11 protein-coding genes, 1 tRNA gene and 1 pseudogene are annotated in these 16917 nt (G+C 69.6%); 8 read left to right on the top strand and 5 right to left on the bottom strand.

Annotated elements, in window-relative coordinates; translation table 11 throughout:
• The first annotated feature begins 133 nt into the window (after positions 1–133).
• Both AB0N63_RS03105 and AB0N63_RS03100 read left to right on the top strand, forming a co-directional pair.
• Complete coding sequence (locus tag AB0N63_RS03105; RefSeq protein ID WP_365523308.1) at positions 134–874, top strand: ABC transporter ATP-binding protein; 741 nt, start codon at positions 134–136, stop codon at positions 872–874.
• Positions 871–3738, top strand: coding sequence for an ABC transporter permease (locus AB0N63_RS03100; protein WP_365523305.1), 2868 nt, complete (start codon positions 871–873; stop codon positions 3736–3738). The genes AB0N63_RS03105 and AB0N63_RS03100 overlap by 4 nt, the downstream gene beginning before the upstream one ends.
• A gap of 289 nt (positions 3739–4027) precedes the next feature.
• Here the strand turns inward: AB0N63_RS03100 and AB0N63_RS03095 are convergent, their stop codons facing one another.
• Together AB0N63_RS03095 and AB0N63_RS03090 are read right to left on the bottom strand one after the other, a co-directional pair.
• Complete coding sequence (locus AB0N63_RS03095) at positions 4028–4357, bottom strand: DUF2326 domain-containing protein (protein WP_365523302.1); 330 nt, start codon at positions 4355–4357, stop codon at positions 4028–4030.
• Between the two features lie 71 nt (positions 4358–4428).
• Positions 4429–4502 (bottom strand) — tRNA-Gly (locus tag AB0N63_RS03090).
• 546 nt (positions 4503–5048) lie between these two features.
• Between AB0N63_RS03090 and dcd the strand changes: the two genes are divergently transcribed.
• On the top strand, positions 5049–5624 hold the full coding sequence (gene dcd, locus AB0N63_RS03085) for a dCTP deaminase (protein WP_365523299.1): 576 nt from the start codon (positions 5049–5051) through the stop codon (positions 5622–5624).
• Positions 5625–5638: 14 nt separating this feature from the next.
• Complete coding sequence (locus tag AB0N63_RS03080) at positions 5639–6148, top strand: phosphoribosyltransferase (RefSeq protein WP_365523296.1); 510 nt, start codon at positions 5639–5641, stop codon at positions 6146–6148.
• Positions 6149–7122: 974 nt separating this feature from the next.
• Here AB0N63_RS03080 and AB0N63_RS03075 read toward each other — a convergent pair.
• On the bottom strand, positions 7123–8556 hold the full coding sequence (locus AB0N63_RS03075) for a recombinase family protein (protein ID WP_365523293.1): 1434 nt from the start codon (positions 8554–8556) through the stop codon (positions 7123–7125).
• Between the two features lie 188 nt (positions 8557–8744).
• Positions 8745–9809 (bottom strand): Yip1 family protein, encoded by a 1065-nt coding sequence (locus AB0N63_RS03070; protein ID WP_365523290.1) that lies wholly within the window; start codon positions 9807–9809, stop codon positions 8745–8747.
• Positions 9810–9928: 119 nt separating this feature from the next.
• On the opposite strand from AB0N63_RS03070, the gene AB0N63_RS03065 reads away from it, so the two are divergent.
• The gene (locus AB0N63_RS03065) at positions 9929–10258 is read left to right on the top strand and encodes an antibiotic biosynthesis monooxygenase (RefSeq protein ID WP_365523287.1); all 330 of its coding nucleotides are present in this window, start codon (positions 9929–9931) and stop codon (positions 10256–10258) included.
• A 113-nt stretch (positions 10259–10371) separates the two neighbouring features.
• On the opposite strand, the gene AB0N63_RS03060 is transcribed toward AB0N63_RS03065, so the two are convergent.
• Entirely contained in the window at positions 10372–12660 is a 2289-nt protein-coding gene (locus AB0N63_RS03060; protein ID WP_365523284.1) for a (Fe-S)-binding protein, read from the bottom strand.
• A 250-nt stretch (positions 12661–12910) separates the two neighbouring features.
• On the opposite strand from AB0N63_RS03060, the pseudogene AB0N63_RS03055 reads away from it, so the two are divergent.
• The 3 genes and pseudogenes from AB0N63_RS03055 to grpE form a co-directional block, all read left to right on the top strand.
• Positions 12911–13879 (top strand): annotated as a pseudogene (locus tag AB0N63_RS03055) (MraY family glycosyltransferase); the annotation flags it as partial.
• 520 nt (positions 13880–14399) lie between these two features.
• Positions 14400–16247 (top strand): molecular chaperone DnaK, encoded by a 1848-nt coding sequence (gene dnaK / locus AB0N63_RS03050; protein ID WP_019983315.1) that lies wholly within the window; start codon positions 14400–14402, stop codon positions 16245–16247.
• On the top strand, positions 16244–16912 hold the full coding sequence (gene grpE, locus AB0N63_RS03045; protein ID WP_365523281.1) for a nucleotide exchange factor GrpE: 669 nt from the start codon (positions 16244–16246) through the stop codon (positions 16910–16912). The genes dnaK and grpE overlap by 4 nt, the downstream gene beginning before the upstream one ends.
• Positions 16913–16917: the final 5 nt, after the last annotated feature.

Raw genomic sequence — 16917 nt, 5'->3', positions numbered from 1 at the left:
CCGACCCATTCGGAGCACCTGAAGACTCCGAACCACCCGACCAGATCCATACCGTAGGCACGGCGCTGCCAAGGACCGTCCGTCCGTCGCACCGACGTCCGGCCGTTCGGCGGCGTACGCCCGAGGGGAAACCATGTCCACACAACAGCAGCAGCCCGTGCTGAGTCTGCGGAACCTGACCCGCGTCCACGGCTCCGGCGCCACCGAGGTGCACGCCCTGCGCGGCATCGACCTCGACGTCCACCCAGGTGAACTCGTCGCCGTCATGGGCCCGTCGGGCTCCGGCAAATCCACCCTGCTCACCATCGCCGGCGGCCTCGACAACCCCACCTCCGGGCAGGTCTTCGTCGAGGGCACCGACATCACCGCCCTCGGCATCAAGGGGCTCGCCGCCCTGCGCCGCCGCAGCATCGGCTACGTCTTCCAGGACTACAACCTCATCCCGGCCCTCACCGCCGCCGAGAACGTGGCCCTGCCCCGCGAACTGGACGGCATATCGGCCCGCAAGGCCCGCACCGAGGCCCTCGCCGCCCTCGCCGAGATGGACCTCGGTCAACTCGCCGACCGGTTCCCCGACGAGATGTCCGGCGGCCAGCAGCAGCGCGTGGCCATCGCCCGCGCCCTCGTCGGCGACCGCCGGCTCGTCCTCGCCGACGAGCCCACCGGCGCCCTCGACTCCGAGACCGGCGAGTCCGTGCTGTCCTTGCTGCGCTCCCGCTGCGACGCCGGAGCCGCCGGCATCATGGTCACCCACGAGCCGCGGTTCGCCGCCTGGGCCGACCGGGTCGTCTTCCTGCGGGACGGCGCCGTCGTCGACCAGACCCTGCGCAGCGACGCCGACTCGCTGCTGACCGGCCGGGCGGCCCAGCGGTGACGACCTGGTTCCACTCCTGGCGGGCCGCGGTCCGCATCGCCCGTCGTGATGCCTGGCGCTCCAAGGGCCGCAGCTTCCTCGTCCTCGCCATGATCGCGCTGCCGATCCTGGGCGTGAGCGCCCTGGACCTGACCGTGCGCAGCGCCGAACTCACCCCCGCGCAGCGGATGGCGCGCACCCTGGGCGCCGCCGACGCTCGCTTCTCCGACGCCCAGACGGGCGGCGCGGCCATCCTGCAGGACCCCGAGGGCGAGAGGAACACCCCGGCCGGGGACTACGACTCGCCGGGCAAGTCCTGGCCCGAGGGCCCGACAGATGTCACCAAGACCATCCCAACCGGTTCGAAGGTGCTGACCGACAGCAACGGCACCGCCAAGCTGACCACCACTCACGGTCTGCTCCAGACCGAGGTCCGCGAGCTGGCCGCCGCCGACCCCGTCGCCCGGGGCATCATGCGGCTGCAGGAGGGCCGCTTCCCCGAGAAGAACGACGAGATAGCCGCGACCACCCGGTTCCTGGAGAGCAGCGGGCTGTCCGTCGGCTCCACCCTCACCGCCCGCGGCTTCGATCGCACCTATGTGATCAGCGGCTCGTACGAGTTGCCCAGCGACCTCACGGCGGAGCAGGTCAACGCCCTGCCGGGGGCCTTCCTGGCGCCGTACGCCAAGGCGGTCGAGAAGGCCGGGCTGCCGAAGCCCAACATCTCCACCAGCTACCTGGTGAAGAAGGCCGGTGGTTTCACGTGGAACACGGTCCAGGCGATCAACGCCAAGGGTGTCCTGGTCACCTCGCGCGTCGTGGCCCTCGACCCGCCCGCCGACTCCGACGTGCCGCTCTACCAGCAGAAAGGCTGGGCCACCTACGAGGACAGCGGGGCCACTGACGCCGCCGCGCTCGCCGCCGTGGGTACGGTCGTCGGCCTGGCGATGCTGGAGATCTGCCTGCTCGCCGGTCCCGCCTTCGCCGTCGGCGCCCGTCGTTCCCGCCGCCAGCTCGGCCTGGTCGGCGCCAACGGCGGTGCCCGCAGCCACATCCGGGCCATCGTGCTGAGCGGCGGCCTGGTCATCGGCGTCGCGGCGGCCCTGGTCGGCATTCTCCTCGCCCTGATCCTGACCTTCGCCCTCCGGCCGCTCCTCGAGGACCACATGGGGCAGCGGTTCGGCGGCTTCACCGTCAGACCGCTGGAACTGCTCGCCATCGCCGCGCTCGCCGTCCTCACCGGCCTGCTCTCCGCGATCATCCCGGCCGTCACCGCCTCCCGGCAGACCGTCCTGGCCTCCCTCACCGGCCGTCGCGGCGTGCGCCGCAGCAACCGCGTGCTGCCGCTGATCGGCTTCGGCGCTGTCCTGCTCGGCGCGGCCGTCGCCCTGTACGGCTCGGTCGTCTCCGACCAGTCCGTCCTGGTCTCGGGCGGCTCGGCTGTCGCCGAGCTGGGTGTGGTCGCCATGACGCCCGCCCTGGTCGGCCTGTTCGGCCGGGCCGGCCGCTGGCTGCCGCTCTCGCCGCGCCTCGCCCTGCGGGACGCCGTCCGCAACCGGGGCCGCACGGCACCCGCTGTCGCCGCCGTCCTGGCCGCCGTCGCGGGCACCGTCGCCGTCTCGACGTACGCCGCGAGCCGAGACGCCCAGAGTCTGGCCGAGTACCGGCCCAGCCTGCCGTACGGGGCCGGCGCCGCGCTCGTCACCGAGGAGGGAGGCCGGGACGTCCCCGCGGTCCGCGACGCCGTGCAGCGGACGCTGCCCGTCGACGTCCGCGCCGACGTGTCCCGGATCGCCGTCGGCAAGCCGGGCTGCGGCCCGTACGGCGAGGGCGAGGGCTGTGGCTACTACGAGGTCGTCACCCCGAAGGCCAACGAGTGCCCGCTGTGGGCCAGCACCCCCGACGGCTCCGACCCGGCGGAGAAGTACACCGACGAGCAGCGGCGCGCGCTCACCAAGGACTGGCGCTGCCGCTCGCGCGACGGACACGGCATCCACGTCGACAACGGTCTCCTCATCGCCGACGCCCCGCTGCTGAAGGTCCTCGGCATCGACGACCCGGGCGCGGCGAAGGCCCTCGCCGACGGAAAGCTCGTCAGCTTCCACAAGCCCCAGGTCGACAAGAACGGCGTCGTCGGCATCAAGCTGATCACCGACCCGGAGGCCGCCGACCGCGCCCACGAGCAGCACAAGCCGATCCCGGGCGAGGTGAAGTCGTTCCCCGCCTACCAGGTGCCCGGCTCGCCCGACTCCTACGGAGTGCAGAGCGTGCTCAGCCCCGCCGCCGCCAAGGCCGCCGGACTGATCACCGTCCCCCTCGGCGCCTTCTTCAGCACCGACCGGATGCCCAGCACCGAGCAGCGGCAGAAGCTCGAAGCCGAGATCGCCAAGCTCGGCAGCAACGTCGAGCTGACCGTGGAGCAGGGCTGGGTCGACGAGAACGACCTCGTCCTGCTCGCGCTGACCGTCTTCGCCGGCCTGGTCACCATCGGTGCGGCCGGCATAGCCACCGGTCTCGCCCAGGCCGACGCGGAGGCCGATCTCAAGACGCTCGCCGCGGTCGGCGCCCCGCCCCGGGTGCGCCGCATGCTCAGCGGCTTCCAGTGCGGTGTGGTCGCCGCGATGGGTGTGGTCCTCGGCTCGGCGGCCGGTGTCCTGCCCGCGGTCGGGCTGCGGCTCACCGAGGGGCGCGAACAGATGCGCTCCTACCAGGAGGCTCTCGACCAGGGGTGGGCAGACGTCGGTGACACCGCGCCGCACGTGCCGATCGTCGTCCCCTGGGAGACACTCGCCGCCCTCCTGGTCGCCGTGCCCCTCGGAGCCACCCTGCTGGCCGCGCTGGTGACCCGCTCGCGCGGGGCGCTGGCCCGCCGCGCCGCGCACTGAGCCTCCACTGCCGGACCGTGCCCCTGGACGAGGGCGGATCACCCTCGTCCAGGGGCACACCGTGTGGGAAAGCACGCGTGCGCGAGAACAGCTCGGGAAGTGATGGCGCTTGTGCAGCAGGGCAGCTCTGACTGGGGATATGTGCCTTGGAGTAGCGTCCGGACGTGTGGTGTCGCACCGCTGTTGACCGTGGTGCACCGGTCTTGAGGGCACGCTACGGGCACGCTGCTGACTCGGGGACTCGGGAGTGCCTCCTGTCAGCAAAAGACCAGCCAACCACCGGGAGGCTTCAGCCAGTCGGGTGGGCGTCGTCGCAGCTGTCGTGGACGAGGAAGTCCGGGCCCCGTCCGTGTCTGTGGGCGACGACCGCCATGGTGAGGTCGAAGCAGAAGATCACCATGCTGCCGATGCCCCAGCTGTCGTCACCGTCGAGGTGCGGGACGATCCGCAAGCTTCTGGGGCCGGCATCGAACGACAGATATGCCTGACGCCCTGAGCCGTACAGTCGTCGGGCGAACTCGGAGAAGGGAACTGTAGCTTTGCTGGTCCGCGCGGCTCGTTCGTCCGGATGGTCCTTGAGTGCCGCGGTCGAGCGGGTGCCCGACGAGCCTTCTGGCACGCATCTGGCACGCGGCCAGTGAGGGCATCGCACAGCAAAAAGGTCCAAGTCGCTGACCTGGACCTTGGCTATGGAGCGGGTGACGAGAATCGAACTCGCGCTCTCAGCTTGGGAAGCTGATGTTCTACCATTAAACTACACCCGCGTCATCCGCCGACCGAGTCGATCTGCGGCGCTCGCTCACTGTACCTCATCCCTGGCCCCCGGTGTCCAAGCCGTGGGGCCGACGTGCGTTTCAGGGGTCGCCGGGAGGGCATCCGCAGTGCGGGCGGGGCGAGTTGGGGCGTAACGTGGGCGGCCGACGGGGCGTTGCCCAACGGAGTGGAGTGCTGCCTGGAGGACCGTCTCTTTGATCCCGTACTGTGTGCTTTTGCCGCCCGGCGGCAGAAGGCCGGGCGGGGTTCTGGGGAAGGGACTTGAGGGCTTGATGGAGCGCACCGTCGTCCGTTGTGCCGAAGGGCACGTGTTCAGCACCGCTTCGTTCCCGATGCAGCAGGCCGAGCGGCTCGGACCCGGCCGGCTCGTGAGGTGTCCTCGGTGTGCCCGCCTCCGCAGCGCGGTGCCCGTGACCCTGGAGAAGCGGTAGGGAGCAGCGGCGGGGAACCGCCCGACAGCTGCGACAGCCGAAGATCGCAGCGCGTGGAGTCGTCCTGATTGTGGGGGCTCCGCGCGCCTTGCGTATCCTCGGGGCGTGCTTCTCTCAGACAAGGACATCCGGGCCGAGATCGAATCCGGGCGGGTACGGATCGATCCCTTCGACCACTCCATGGTGCAGCCGTCCAGCATCGACGTGCGCCTCGACCGCTACTTCCGGGTGTTCGAGAACCACCGCTACCCGCACATCGACCCCTCGGTCGAGCAGGCGGATCTCACCCGGCTCGTGGAGCCGGACGGCGACGAACCGTTCATCCTGCATCCCGGCGAGTTCGTTCTCGCCAGCACCTACGAGGTCATCACCCTCCCCGACGACCTTGCCTCCCGGCTCGAGGGCAAGAGCTCGCTCGGGCGGCTCGGGCTCGTCACGCACTCCACCGCCGGCTTCATCGACCCCGGTTTCTCCGGGCACGTCACCCTCGAACTGTCGAACCTCGCCACCCTGCCGATCAAGCTCTGGCCGGGCATGAAGATCGGCCAGCTGTGCATGTTCCGGCTCAGCTCGCCCGCCGAGGCGCCGTACGGCAGCGAGCGCTACGGCTCCCGTTACCAGGGGCAGCGTGGGCCCACCGCCTCGCGGTCCTATCTCAACTTCCACCGGACCCAGGTCTGAGGGGCACCACCGACATGAGCGACGTACGAGAGAACCTCACCTACGAGCGGTTCGGCGCCGCGGTGCGCGAACTCGCGCAGACCATCGCCGACGACGGCTACGAGCCCGACATCGTCCTCAGCATCGCGCGCGGCGGCGTCTTCGTCGCCGGCGGCCTCGCCTACGCCCTGGACTGCAAGAACATCCACCTCGTGAACGTGGAGTTCTACACCGGCGTCGGCACGACGCTGGAGATGCCCGTGATGCTCGCGCCCGTCCCGAACGTGATCGACTTCTCCGACAAGAAGGTCCTGATCACCGACGACGTCGCCGACACCGGCAAGACCCTCAAGCTGGTCCGGGACTTCTGCCTGGACACCGTCGCCGAGGTGCGCAGCGCCGTCATCTACGAGAAGTCCCACTCGCTGGTGAAGTGCGAGTACGTCTGGAAGCGCACGGACGACTGGATCAACTTCCCCTGGAGTGTGTTGCCTCCAGTACATAAGTCGGGTGAGGCACCCAAGGAGAACAAGGAAGCGCTCTGACCTGCTGCTCTGCAAAGATCCCCGGCCTGATGACCGGGGATCTTTGGGTTTCTGGCCTCATCCTTATCAGGTCGATCACGCGGCGCCTTCGGATCAGCCCAATCGCTGTGTGCCTCGCTCCGCAGTCCTTGGATGTACCTGGCTGACCGCTGCTGTTCGCTGCTGTTGGTGTCAGGTGTTGGTGTCAGCGCTAACCGGTGACCTTGACAAATGCCAGATCTCCGGGCTTGCGGCCCACAGACCGCCCAGCTACCAGGTCAGCGATCAGCACCGCGCCTCTGGAACCGCAGCCTCGCCTCAACGTCTTCTGGCTGCCGCCCATCCGCTCGGATCACGTCCATCGCTGCGAGGCGGAACGTTCGGCGGGCCGCCTTGGCTGCAGTTATTGCCTCCTCGATCGCGGCAATAGCCGCTTCATGGTCAGGGACTGGTTCATCGGGTCCACGCGCGATCAGTCCAAGCGCCAGCCCTCCCGCGTGCTCCGTAGCGGCCCCGAGTCCTGCTGCCGCATGCGCAACGTCTTCAGGACCCTCCATGAGGACTCGCTCATAGGCTTCGCTCTCTCCGACTTGCCAGGGCTCGGTGTGCCCAGAGGCTTCGTCCCAACGCGGCGGCGAAGCGGCGAGTGCCTCTTTGATCCACCACAAAGCTTCTAGCTTGGTTGAAATCTCGGCTGAAAAGGCCGCATAGGCCTGCCTGCGTGGTTCCCGTAGTTGCGAGACGTGATCCGCTCGTATCTGCCTTTCTGCCTGAGCTTGCTGAGCAGCCAGTTGAAGGCGCGTAACAGAACGTGAGAAGTACCCAGCGACCCCGGCCGCGATCGCCGTACCACCTGCTCCAACCGCAGGAAGGACACGGGGAAGCCCAAGGTCATGAGTGCAGACGAGTGGATCCAAATGCATCTGCGTCGAGCCCCTGAGCGTGACGAGGAGTGGGTACGCCGGGCGCTCGTGTTGCAGGGGCGGCTCTGATCGTCAGCGCCAGACTGGTTCGATCAGGCTGGGGTCGAACTTGCGTCGCCCTCGGCCGGCCGGATGGATGATCACAGCGGAGAGGCTGTGCAACACGATCTCTTGTTGGCGTTCGACGGGCAGAGCCAAGAACTCATCGACGGTCACGTTTGTCGTGTCGTTCTTGGCCTCTGCCTGCTTCTGCTCCTTGTAGAAGCGGGCTCGCTCCAACTTCAGCTCGTCGCGCTCTCGCTCCTTGGGGGGCAAGAGCTGCAAGAGTGTGATCACGGTGATCTGCTTCGACCTCTCGGCCGCGACGAGCTGGGCAATGTCTTCATTGACCTGCTCCAACTCCGCCTCCCTCGACCATCGTTGGTCGACAGGTACGGCAGTTACTGCGGCTCGCGCGCGTTGTTCCTCAAGAACAAGTTGAGCTATCAGTCTGTCGACCGGGTCACCCACGCGTCCGACCTTGCCGCAACCGCCGTTCACCACGGAGCACTGATAGGTGAAGCGTGCAGCCTTTGAGCCCGGTTGCCACCTCTGGTTGATCTGGCCTCGGATCTTGGCCTTGCACAGTCCGCAACGGGCGATCCCTGAGAGCAGGTACTTCCGGGCGAGCGTCTTGCCAGGGTGCTTCCGCTTGCGCTCGGCGACCGCCGCGCACACCGCCTCCCACTCCTCAAGGGCGTTGATCGGCTCCCACTCGCCCATGACGGGCCGACCGTCTTCTCCGTGCAGGATCTCGCCGTGGTAGGTCCGGTATCCGACCAAACGCGGGTTCGTCAGGATGTGCTCGACGTGGTGGTGGGCCATGCGCTTCGTGCCTGCCCTCGGGTTGCCCAAGCCCTGTTCCTGCCACCTGGTCCGGATGGTTCCGATGCGGACGCCGGCCAGGATCTCCCGCTGTGCCTCGCGGATGGCCTTGGCCGCGTCCGGGTCGACCTTGGTCCGGTCGTCCTTCCGCCATCCGTACGGTGCCGGTCCGCCGCTGTCCTTGCCCTGCTGGGCCAGCTCCAGGTGCTTGCGCTGGATGCGGCGTGAGGCGTCGTGCGACGACTTGTTGGCGAACGCGACCATGATGCGCGCCATCGTGCGGCCGTCCGGCGTTCCGATGTTGATGTCGTTCGTGACAGTGGCGAACTCCAGGCGCGGGCGCTCGTCATAGATCTCGATGAGCCGTTCCAGGTCGCGCGGCTGTCTTGCGAGCCGGTCAAGGTCGTACGCCACGATGCCGTCGATCAGGCCGGCTCGCAGATCCGTCAGCATCAATTCGAACTCTTCGCGCACGACGTGGCGCTTGAACGCGGACACGTCGTTGTCCTCGTAGACCTTCACGGCCTGCCAGGATCGGAGGTCCGCCAGACGCTCGCAGTCCTGTTGCTGTCGTGCGACGCCGAGCGCTTCGCCTTCGTCGTCCCGCGAGATGCGGGTGTAGATCCCCACCCTGCGTGCCACGTCCGGGCCTCCCCTGCCTCCAGAGCAGGCGTCAGACTACTACCGTCACGGAGTCAAGTCAGCCTGGCCGTCGAGCCGCCCCTGGTCAAGCGGGCGGGGCAGGTGCTCGACGCCTGAGCGGCGGGGGCCCCCGGCATGCGGAAGGGGGCCGGCGGTAGCCGACCCCCTTCCGCATGTCCGTCGAACCTCTAGAACGTTCCCAGCTTCACGATCGACAGCAGCGCGATCAGCTGGATCGCCGACGCCCCCAGCGCCTTCGGCCACGGCAGGTCGTGCGACTTGCTCACCATCAGCGTCAGCAGGACGCCGCCCGCCACCCACGTGGCCCAGCCGAGCACCTGGACGAAGCCGGCGTCGCCGCCCGCGAACATCGCCACGATCAGGCGCGGCGCGTCCGTGAGGGACATGATCAGCATGGAGAGGCCGACCGTGGGCTGCCAGGCGCCGTCGCCGCCGAGCTGGCGGGCCAGGGTGTGGGTGACCACGCCCAGGACGAAGGCGCTGATCATCATCGCCACGGCGGTGATCAGGACGATCGGGATGGCGTTGGACAGGGTGGCGTTGATCGCGTCCTTGCGGGCGCCGTCGAAGCCGAAGACCGCCAGCAGGCCGTAGACGAACGTCACGATGAGGGCTGGGCCCCACATCGTGTAGTCGCGCATCTGGAGGAACGTCTGCTGCGGGGACAGGACGATGCCGCGCAGCAGGTCCTTCCAGTGCAGCCGGGGGCCGATCGGGCCGGCCGGGGCCGAGCCCGCCTGGTAGGTCTCGCCCTGCGAGTACGGGTCCTCGCCGATCGCGAACGCCTGGGTGTGCCCCGGGTTGTCGGCCGCGTACGGGTCGGCGCCGCCGTGCGGGTGCGCGCCGCCGTCGCCGAAGTACTCCGGTTCGCCGTGACCGCCGTAGCCGCCCTGGCCGCCGTGTCCGGCGGGTCCGCCGTTCACCGGGGGCCAGCCGCCGGCGCCGCCGCCCTGGCCCGCTCCCGGTCCGCCGCCCGCGTAGCGCGGCCGGCCGTACTGCGGTTGCTGCTGCGGGTACGGCTGCGACGACGCCGGCGGATAGCCGTACGACGGAGAGCCCGGGGGGCTCTGCTGCCCGTACGGGGGTTGTTGGGGGCGCGCTTGCGGGGCACGGTCGTCCCGTCCGCCGCGTCCGTTCCTGAATCCAGCCACGCCCTCGAACGTACCCGGTCGCGCGGAGTGACGTGCCTGGGCCGGGGGTTCACGCCCGGCTTTGCGGCCGAGCTGTGACATCCCCTAAGGGGCCTCCCGGACGCCACCCCCACGCTTCCGGTACGCCGCCCCCCACGCCTCCCTTACGCCACTGCCGCACCTGCCGGACAGCGCGGCGGACAGCGGGCAGGATGGGGAGCATGAGCGTAGTCAAGATCAATGTACTGACCGTGCCGGCCGAGCAGCGGGAGACGCTGGAGAAGCGCTTCGCCTCCCGCGCGCACGCCGTGGAGAGCTCCGACGGGTTCGAGTGGTTCGAGCTGCTGCGTCCCGTCGAGGGGACGGACACCTACCTCGTCTACACCCGCTGGCGGGACGAGGATTCCTTCCAGGCCTGGATGGAGGGGCCGATGAAGGCCGCGCACCACGGCGGCGGGGAGGGCGGCGGACAGCCGCAGCGGCCCGCGGCCACCGGCTCCACCCTCTGGTCCTTCGAGGTGGTCCAGCAGGCGGCCCCCAAGGGCGCCTAGCCGCGACCACCGGGTACGCGCCCGCCGCGTCCGGTGCCACCGGGTACACGAGGACGCCCCCGGCCCGCAGGAAGTCCTGCGGGCCGGGGGCGTCGTTCACGCGCGAGGCGCCGTCACTTCACCGGCTGCGGCTCCGGGGCGGTCTCGCTGTCCGCCGCGCCCGCCGGGGGCTCGTCCACCGGGGTCTTGACCGAGTCCAGCAGCAGCTGGGCGACGTCCACGACCTGGATGGACTCCTTGGCCTTGCCGTCGTTCTTCTTGCCGTTGACCGAGTCGGTGAGCATGACCAGGCAGAACGGGCAGGCGGTGGAGACGATGTCCGGGTTCAGGGACAGGGCTTCGTCGACGCGCTCGTTGTTGATGCGCTTGCCGATCCGCTCCTCCATCCACATCCGGGCGCCGCCGGCGCCGCAGCAGAAGCCGCGCTCCTTGTGGCGGTGCATCTCCTCGTTGCGCAGGCCCGGGACCTTGCCGATGATCTCCCGCGGCGGGGTGTAGATCTTGTTGTGGCGGCCCAGGTAGCACGGGTCGTGGTAGGTGATGATGCCCTCGACCGGGGTGACCGGCACGAGCCTGCCCTCGTCCACCAGGTGCTGGAGCAGCTGGGTGTGGTGGATGACCTCGTAGTCGCCGCCGAGCTGCGGGTACTCGTTGCCGATGGTGTTGAGGCAGTGCGGGCAGGTCGCGACGATCTTCTTCGCCGATGTGGGCTTCTTCGACTCGGGCGTGACCTTGCCGTCGTCGTCCATCTCCTCGCCGAAGGCGGCGTTGAGGGACATGACGTTCTCCATGCCGAGTTCCTGGAACAGGGGCTCGTTGCCCAGGCGGCGGGCGGAGTCGCCGGTGCACTTCTCGTCGCCGCCCATGATCGCGAACTTCACGCCCGCGATGTGCAGCAGCTCGGCGAAGGCCTTCGTGGTCTTCTTCGCGCGGTCCTCCAGGGCTCCGGCGCAGCCGACCCAGTACAGGTACTCGACCTCGCTGAGGTCCTCGATGTCCTTGCCGACGACCGGGACCTCGAAGTCGACCTCCTTGGTCCACTCCAGGCGCTGCTTCTTGGCCAGGCCCCAGGGGTTGCCCTTCTTCTCCAGGTTCTTGAGCATCGTGCCCGCCTCGGACGGGAACGCGGACTCGATCATGACCTGGTAGCGGCGCATGTCCACGATGTGGTCGACGTGCTCGATGTCCACCGGGCACTGCTCGACGCACGCGCCGCAGGTGGTGCAGGACCACAGGACGTCGGGGTCGATGACGCCGTTCTCCTCGGCGGTCCCGATCAGCGGGCGTTCGGCCTCGGCGAGGGCGGCGGCGGGCACGCCGGCCAGCTGCTCCTCGGACGCCTTCTCCTCGCCCTCCATGGTCTTGCCGCCGCCGGCCAGCAGGTAGGGGGCCTTGGCGTGCGCGTGGTCGCGCAGCGACATGATCAGGAGCTTGGGGGAGAGGGGCTTGCCGGTGTTCCACGCGGGGCACTGCGACTGGCAGCGGCCGCATTCGGTGCAGGTGGAGAAGTCCAGCAGGCCCTTCCAGGAGAACTGCTCGACCTGGGAGACGCCGAAGACGTCGTCCTCGCCCGGGTCGGTGAAGTCGATCGCCTTGCCGCCGGAGGTCATGGGCTGGAGCGCGCCGAGGGCAGTGCCGCCGTCCGCCTCCCGCTTGAACCAGATGTTCGGGAAGGCCAGGAAGCGGTGCCAGGCCACACCCATGTCCGTCTTGAGGGCGACCGTGATCATCCAGATGAAGGAGGTCGCGATCTTCAGGCCGGCGAAGAAGTAGGTGAGGTTCTGGAGCGTGGAGACGTCCATGCCCCGCAGCCAGGAGACCACCGGGTAGGAGAGGAAGAACGACGCCTCGTACTCGGCCACGTGGTGCTGGGCGCCCTCCAGGGCGTGCAGCATGAAGATGCAGACGCCGACGACGAGGATGACCGTCTCGACGAAGTAGGCCTGGCCGAAGTTGGAGCCGGCGAAGCGGGACTTGCGGCCCGGGACGCGCGGGTGGCTCAGCTGCCGGATCGCGATGAGGACCAGGATGCCGATGACCGTCATGGTGCCGATGAACTCGACGTAGACGTTGTACGGCGCCCACTCGCCGATGATCGGCAGGATCCAGTCGGCCTTGAACAGCTGTCCGATGGCGTTGACGATCGTCAGCAGCAGGGTGAAGAAGCCCACCGCCACGAACCAGTGCGCCACGCCCACGACGCCCCAGCGGTTCATCCGGGTGTGGCCGAGGAACTCCTTGACCACGGTGACGGTGCGCTGCACGGGTTCGTCGGTCCGGGTGCCGGCGGGCACGGACTGGCCGAGCCGCAGATACCGGTAGATCTGCCAGACGGCGCGGCCGAACAGTGCCACGCCGACCACGATCAGGACCAGCGACACGATGATCGCGGCGAGTTGCATTGGGGCTCCTGTGAGGCGGCCTCGAAATTACTAAGCGGTAACTTATGTAGTCCGTCTGAGACTACCCCCATCCTCCGTCGCAATGTAGCCGGGCGCGGGGTGATCTGGGTCGCTGAGGGTCACCTGATGTGCCGCTCTTCCGCCGGACCCGCCGCGTGCGGGCGTGCGAACGCGTACGAATCCGCACCGAACTCTGTTCCGATCGTGTTATTCACACCCAATCGCCCGATATACCCCTAATTTAAGAACCGTGCTCTACGGGATCGCCACCGCCACCACCGCCCTGCTCCTGGCCGCCGTGCTCTCGGCCCTGTTCAGGGCGCCCGCGCTGCGCCTCGGGCTGGTCGACCGGCGGCGGGTGCGGCCGGTGCCGTTGCTCGGCGGCGTGGCCGTGGTGGCCAGCACCTGCCTGGTCGCCGCCGCGGGCGGCTGGACCGGCGCGGCGCCGCTCGGCGACGGGGTGGGCCGGCTGCTCGCCGCCGGCGCCGGGGTCGCCGTCCTCGGGCTGGTCGCCGACGTGTGGCGGCTCAGCAACCGCATCCTGCTGGTGGGCGCGGCCGTCGCGGCGGCCTTCGTGGTGCCGTACGACGAGACCGGGCTGCCCGCGGGGCTCGCCGCCGTCGCCTGGATCGCCTGCGTCGCCGCCGCCTTCCGCGGGCTCGACCACGCCGACGGGCTCGCCGGCACCGTCGGCGTGCTGACCGCGTTCGGCGCGGGAGCCTGCGCGGCGGCCGAGATGATGGACGACCTCGCGGTGCTGCTCAGCATCCTGGCCGCCGCCCTCACCGGTTTCCTGATGCACAACTGGCATCCCGCGCGGATCGCCTTCGGCGCCTGCGGCTCCCTGTTCACCGGCTTCGTGCTCGCCGCCTCGGCCGTCCTGGTCCGCACGGGTTACGACGCCGGCCCCACCGCCGCCGTGCTCTTCGGCCTCACCGCCCTGGCGAGCGCCGACGCGGTGCTGGTGGTCCTGTCCCGGCGGCTGGCCGGGCGGCCGCTCAGGCGCCGCGGCCCCGACCATCTCGCGCACCGGCTGCGCCGCCTCGGCCTCACCCCGCCGGGTGCGACCGTAGTGCTCGGCGCCGCCGCCTTCGCGACGGTGCTGGTCGGGGTGCTGGTGCACACGGGGTGGCTCGCGCCGACGGGCGCGCTGTGGGCGGCGGGCGCGGTGCTGGCCGCCGTCCTCGCCCTGCTGCGGGTACGGGTCTACGGCCCGCGCCGCCCCGGCGGCCCTCCGGGCACGGCCACCCACCGTCACACCACCCTCAGCCGCCACGCGACCCTCGGCCACCCCACCGGCACCCGCCGCGACCCACGCGCCGCCCGCGACACCGGCGCCCACCGCACCACCGGCACCGGCTTCCCCGCCCCCTCCGCCGCTCCCACCCCCACGAGCAACAGATCATCCGCCAGAATGTCCCCTTTCGGGGCATACGGCGCCCGCGACCGGGCAGAACCCGAGACGCCGGCCAAGGGGCGGAGGGCGCCCGGCGGGACGGGTGCCCTGGGGGCTCCTCGCGGCCCCGGTGCGGACGCGCGCGGGATGCGCGTCCCGCCCGCCTCCCGGGGGCAGGCGCCCGCATCGCCGCCCCAGCAGTCCGCGTCCTCGCAGCTCAGGGAGTCGTTGCGTGTAAGGGATGGATAAGAGTTGAGCCTCCTCCACTCAGGTCTCTTGACCCGTTGTCGGGCGTGGGGCACACTTGAGTCAGTTCCACTCAAGTCAGCTGGAGGAATTCACCATGGCACGTGCGGTCGGCATCGACCTGGGCACGACTAACTCCGTCGTCAGCGTTCTGGAGGGCGGCGAGCCCACCGTCATCACCAACGCCGAGGGCGCCAGGACCACGCCGTCCGTCGTCGCCTTCGCCAAGAACGGCGAGGTGCTGGTCGGCGAGGTGGCCAAGCGTCAGGCGGTCACCAACGTCGACAGGACCATCCGGTCGGTCAAGCGCCACATGGGCACCGACTGGAAGATCAACCTCGACGGCAAGGACTTCAACCCCCAGCAGATCAGCGCCTTCGTGCTGCAGAAGCTGAAGCGGGACGCGGAGGCCTACCTGGGCGAGAAGGTGACCGACGCGGTCATCACCGTCCCGGCGTACTTCAACGACGCCGAGCGCCAGGCCACCAAGGAGGCCGGCGAGATCGCCGGTCTGAACGTGCTGCGCATCGTCAACGAGCCGACCGCCGCCGCCCTGGCGTACGGCCTCGACAAGGACGACCAGACGATCCTCGTCTTCGACCTCGGCGGCGGCACCTTCGACGTGTCCCTGCTGGAGATCGGCGACGGCGTCGTCGAGGTGAAGGCCACCAACGGCGACAACCACCTCGGCGGCGACGACTGGGACCAGCGCGTCGTCGACTACCTGGTCAAGCAGTTCCAGTCCGGCCACGGCGTGGACCTGTCCAAGGACAAGATGGCCCTCCAGCGGCTGCGCGAGGCCGCCGAGAAGGCGAAGATCGAGCTGTCCTCGTCCACCGAGACCTCGATCAACCTGCCCTACATCACGGCGTCCGCCGAGGGCCCGCTGCACCTGGACGAGAAGCTCACCCGCGCCCAGTTCCAGCAGCTGACCGCGGACCTCCTGGAGCGCTGCAAGACGCCGTTCCACAACGTCATCAAGGACGCCGGCATCTCGATCAACGAGATCGACCACGTCGTCCTCGTCGGCGGCTCGACCCGTATGCCCGCCGTCGCCGAGCTCGTCAAGGAGCTGACCGGCGGCAAGGAGGCCAACAAGGGCGTCAACCCGGACGAGGTCGTCGCCATCGGCGCCTCGCTCCAGGCCGGTGTCCTCAAGGGCGAGGTCAAGGACGTCCTGCTGCTCGACGTCACCCCGCTGTCCCTCGGCATCGAGACCAAGGGCGGCATCATGACCAAGCTGATCGAGCGCAACACCACGATCCCGACCAAGCGCTCGGAGATCTTCACCACGGCCGAGGACAACCAGCCGTCGGTGCAGATCCAGGTCTACCAGGGTGAGCGCGAGATCGCCGCGTACAACAAGAAGCTCGGCATGTTCGAGCTGACCGGTCTGCCGCCGGCGCCGCGCGGCGTCCCGCAGATCGAGGTCTCCTTCGACATCGACGCCAACGGCATCATGCACGTGACCGCGAAGGACCTGGGCACGGGCAAGGAGCAGAAGATGACCGTCACCGGCGGCTCCTCGCTGCCGAAGGACGAGGTCGACCGCATGCGCCAGGAGGCCGAGCAGTACGCGGAGGAGGACCACCGCCGCCGCGAGGCCGCCGAGACCCGCAACCAGGGCGAGCAGCTCGTCTACCAGACCGAGAAGTTCCTCAAGGACAACGAGGACAAGGTCCCCGGCGAGGTCAAGACCGAGGTCGAGGAGGCCGTCGCCGAGCTGAAGGAGAAGCTCAAGGGCGAGGACAGCGCCGAGATCCGCACCGCCACGGAGAAGGTCGCCGCCGTCTCCCAGAAGCTCGGCCAGGCCATGTACGCCGACGCCCAGGGCGCGCAGGCCGCCGGCGGTGCCGGTGACGCGGGCGCCGGCCAGGCGAAGGCCGACGACGACGTGGTGGACGCCGAGATCGTCGACGACGAGCGCAAGGACGGTGCCGCGTGACGGAGGAGACCCCGGGTTTTGACGAGAAGCCCGACGTCCCCTCCGGCGCCACCCCTGACGACGCCGAGCCGAAGGCCGCCTCCTCCGAGGAGGGGGCGGCCCCGGCCGGGGACGCGAGCGAGAAGGCCGGCCTGACGGCGCAGCTGGACCAGGTGCGCACCGCGCTCGGCGAGCGCACCGCGGACCTCCAGCGGCTCCAGGCCGAGTACCAGAACTACCGGCGCCGGGTCGAGCGGGACCGGATCGCGGTCAAGGAGATCGCCATCGCGAACCTCCTGACCGAGCTCCTGCCCGTGCTCGACGACATCGGGCGCGCCCGGGAACACGGCGAACTGGTGGGCGGTTTCAAGTCCGTCGCCGAGTCGCTGGAGACCGTGGCCGCCAAGATGGGGCTGCAGCAGTTCGGCAAGGAGGGCGAGCCCTTCGACCCGACGATCCACGAGGCGCTGATGCACAGCTACGCGCCGGACGTCACCGAGACGACGTGCGTGGCCATCCTGCAGCCCGGGTACCGGATCGGCGAGCGCACCATCCGCCCCGCGCGGGTGGCCGTGGCCGAGCCGCAGCCCGGCGCGCAGACCGTCAAGTCCGCGGACGAGGCCGGTGCGGAGAAGGCCGCCGAGCAGGCCGAGGACAAGGACAGCGGTGGCCCGGAGGAGGGCTGACGCGA

This window comes from Streptomyces sp. NPDC093260, from assembly GCF_040683715.1.
GTDB lineage: Bacteria > Actinomycetota > Actinomycetes > Streptomycetales > Streptomycetaceae > Streptomyces > Streptomyces sennicomposti.
This window is presented reverse-complemented; position numbering and strand designations above follow the sequence as displayed.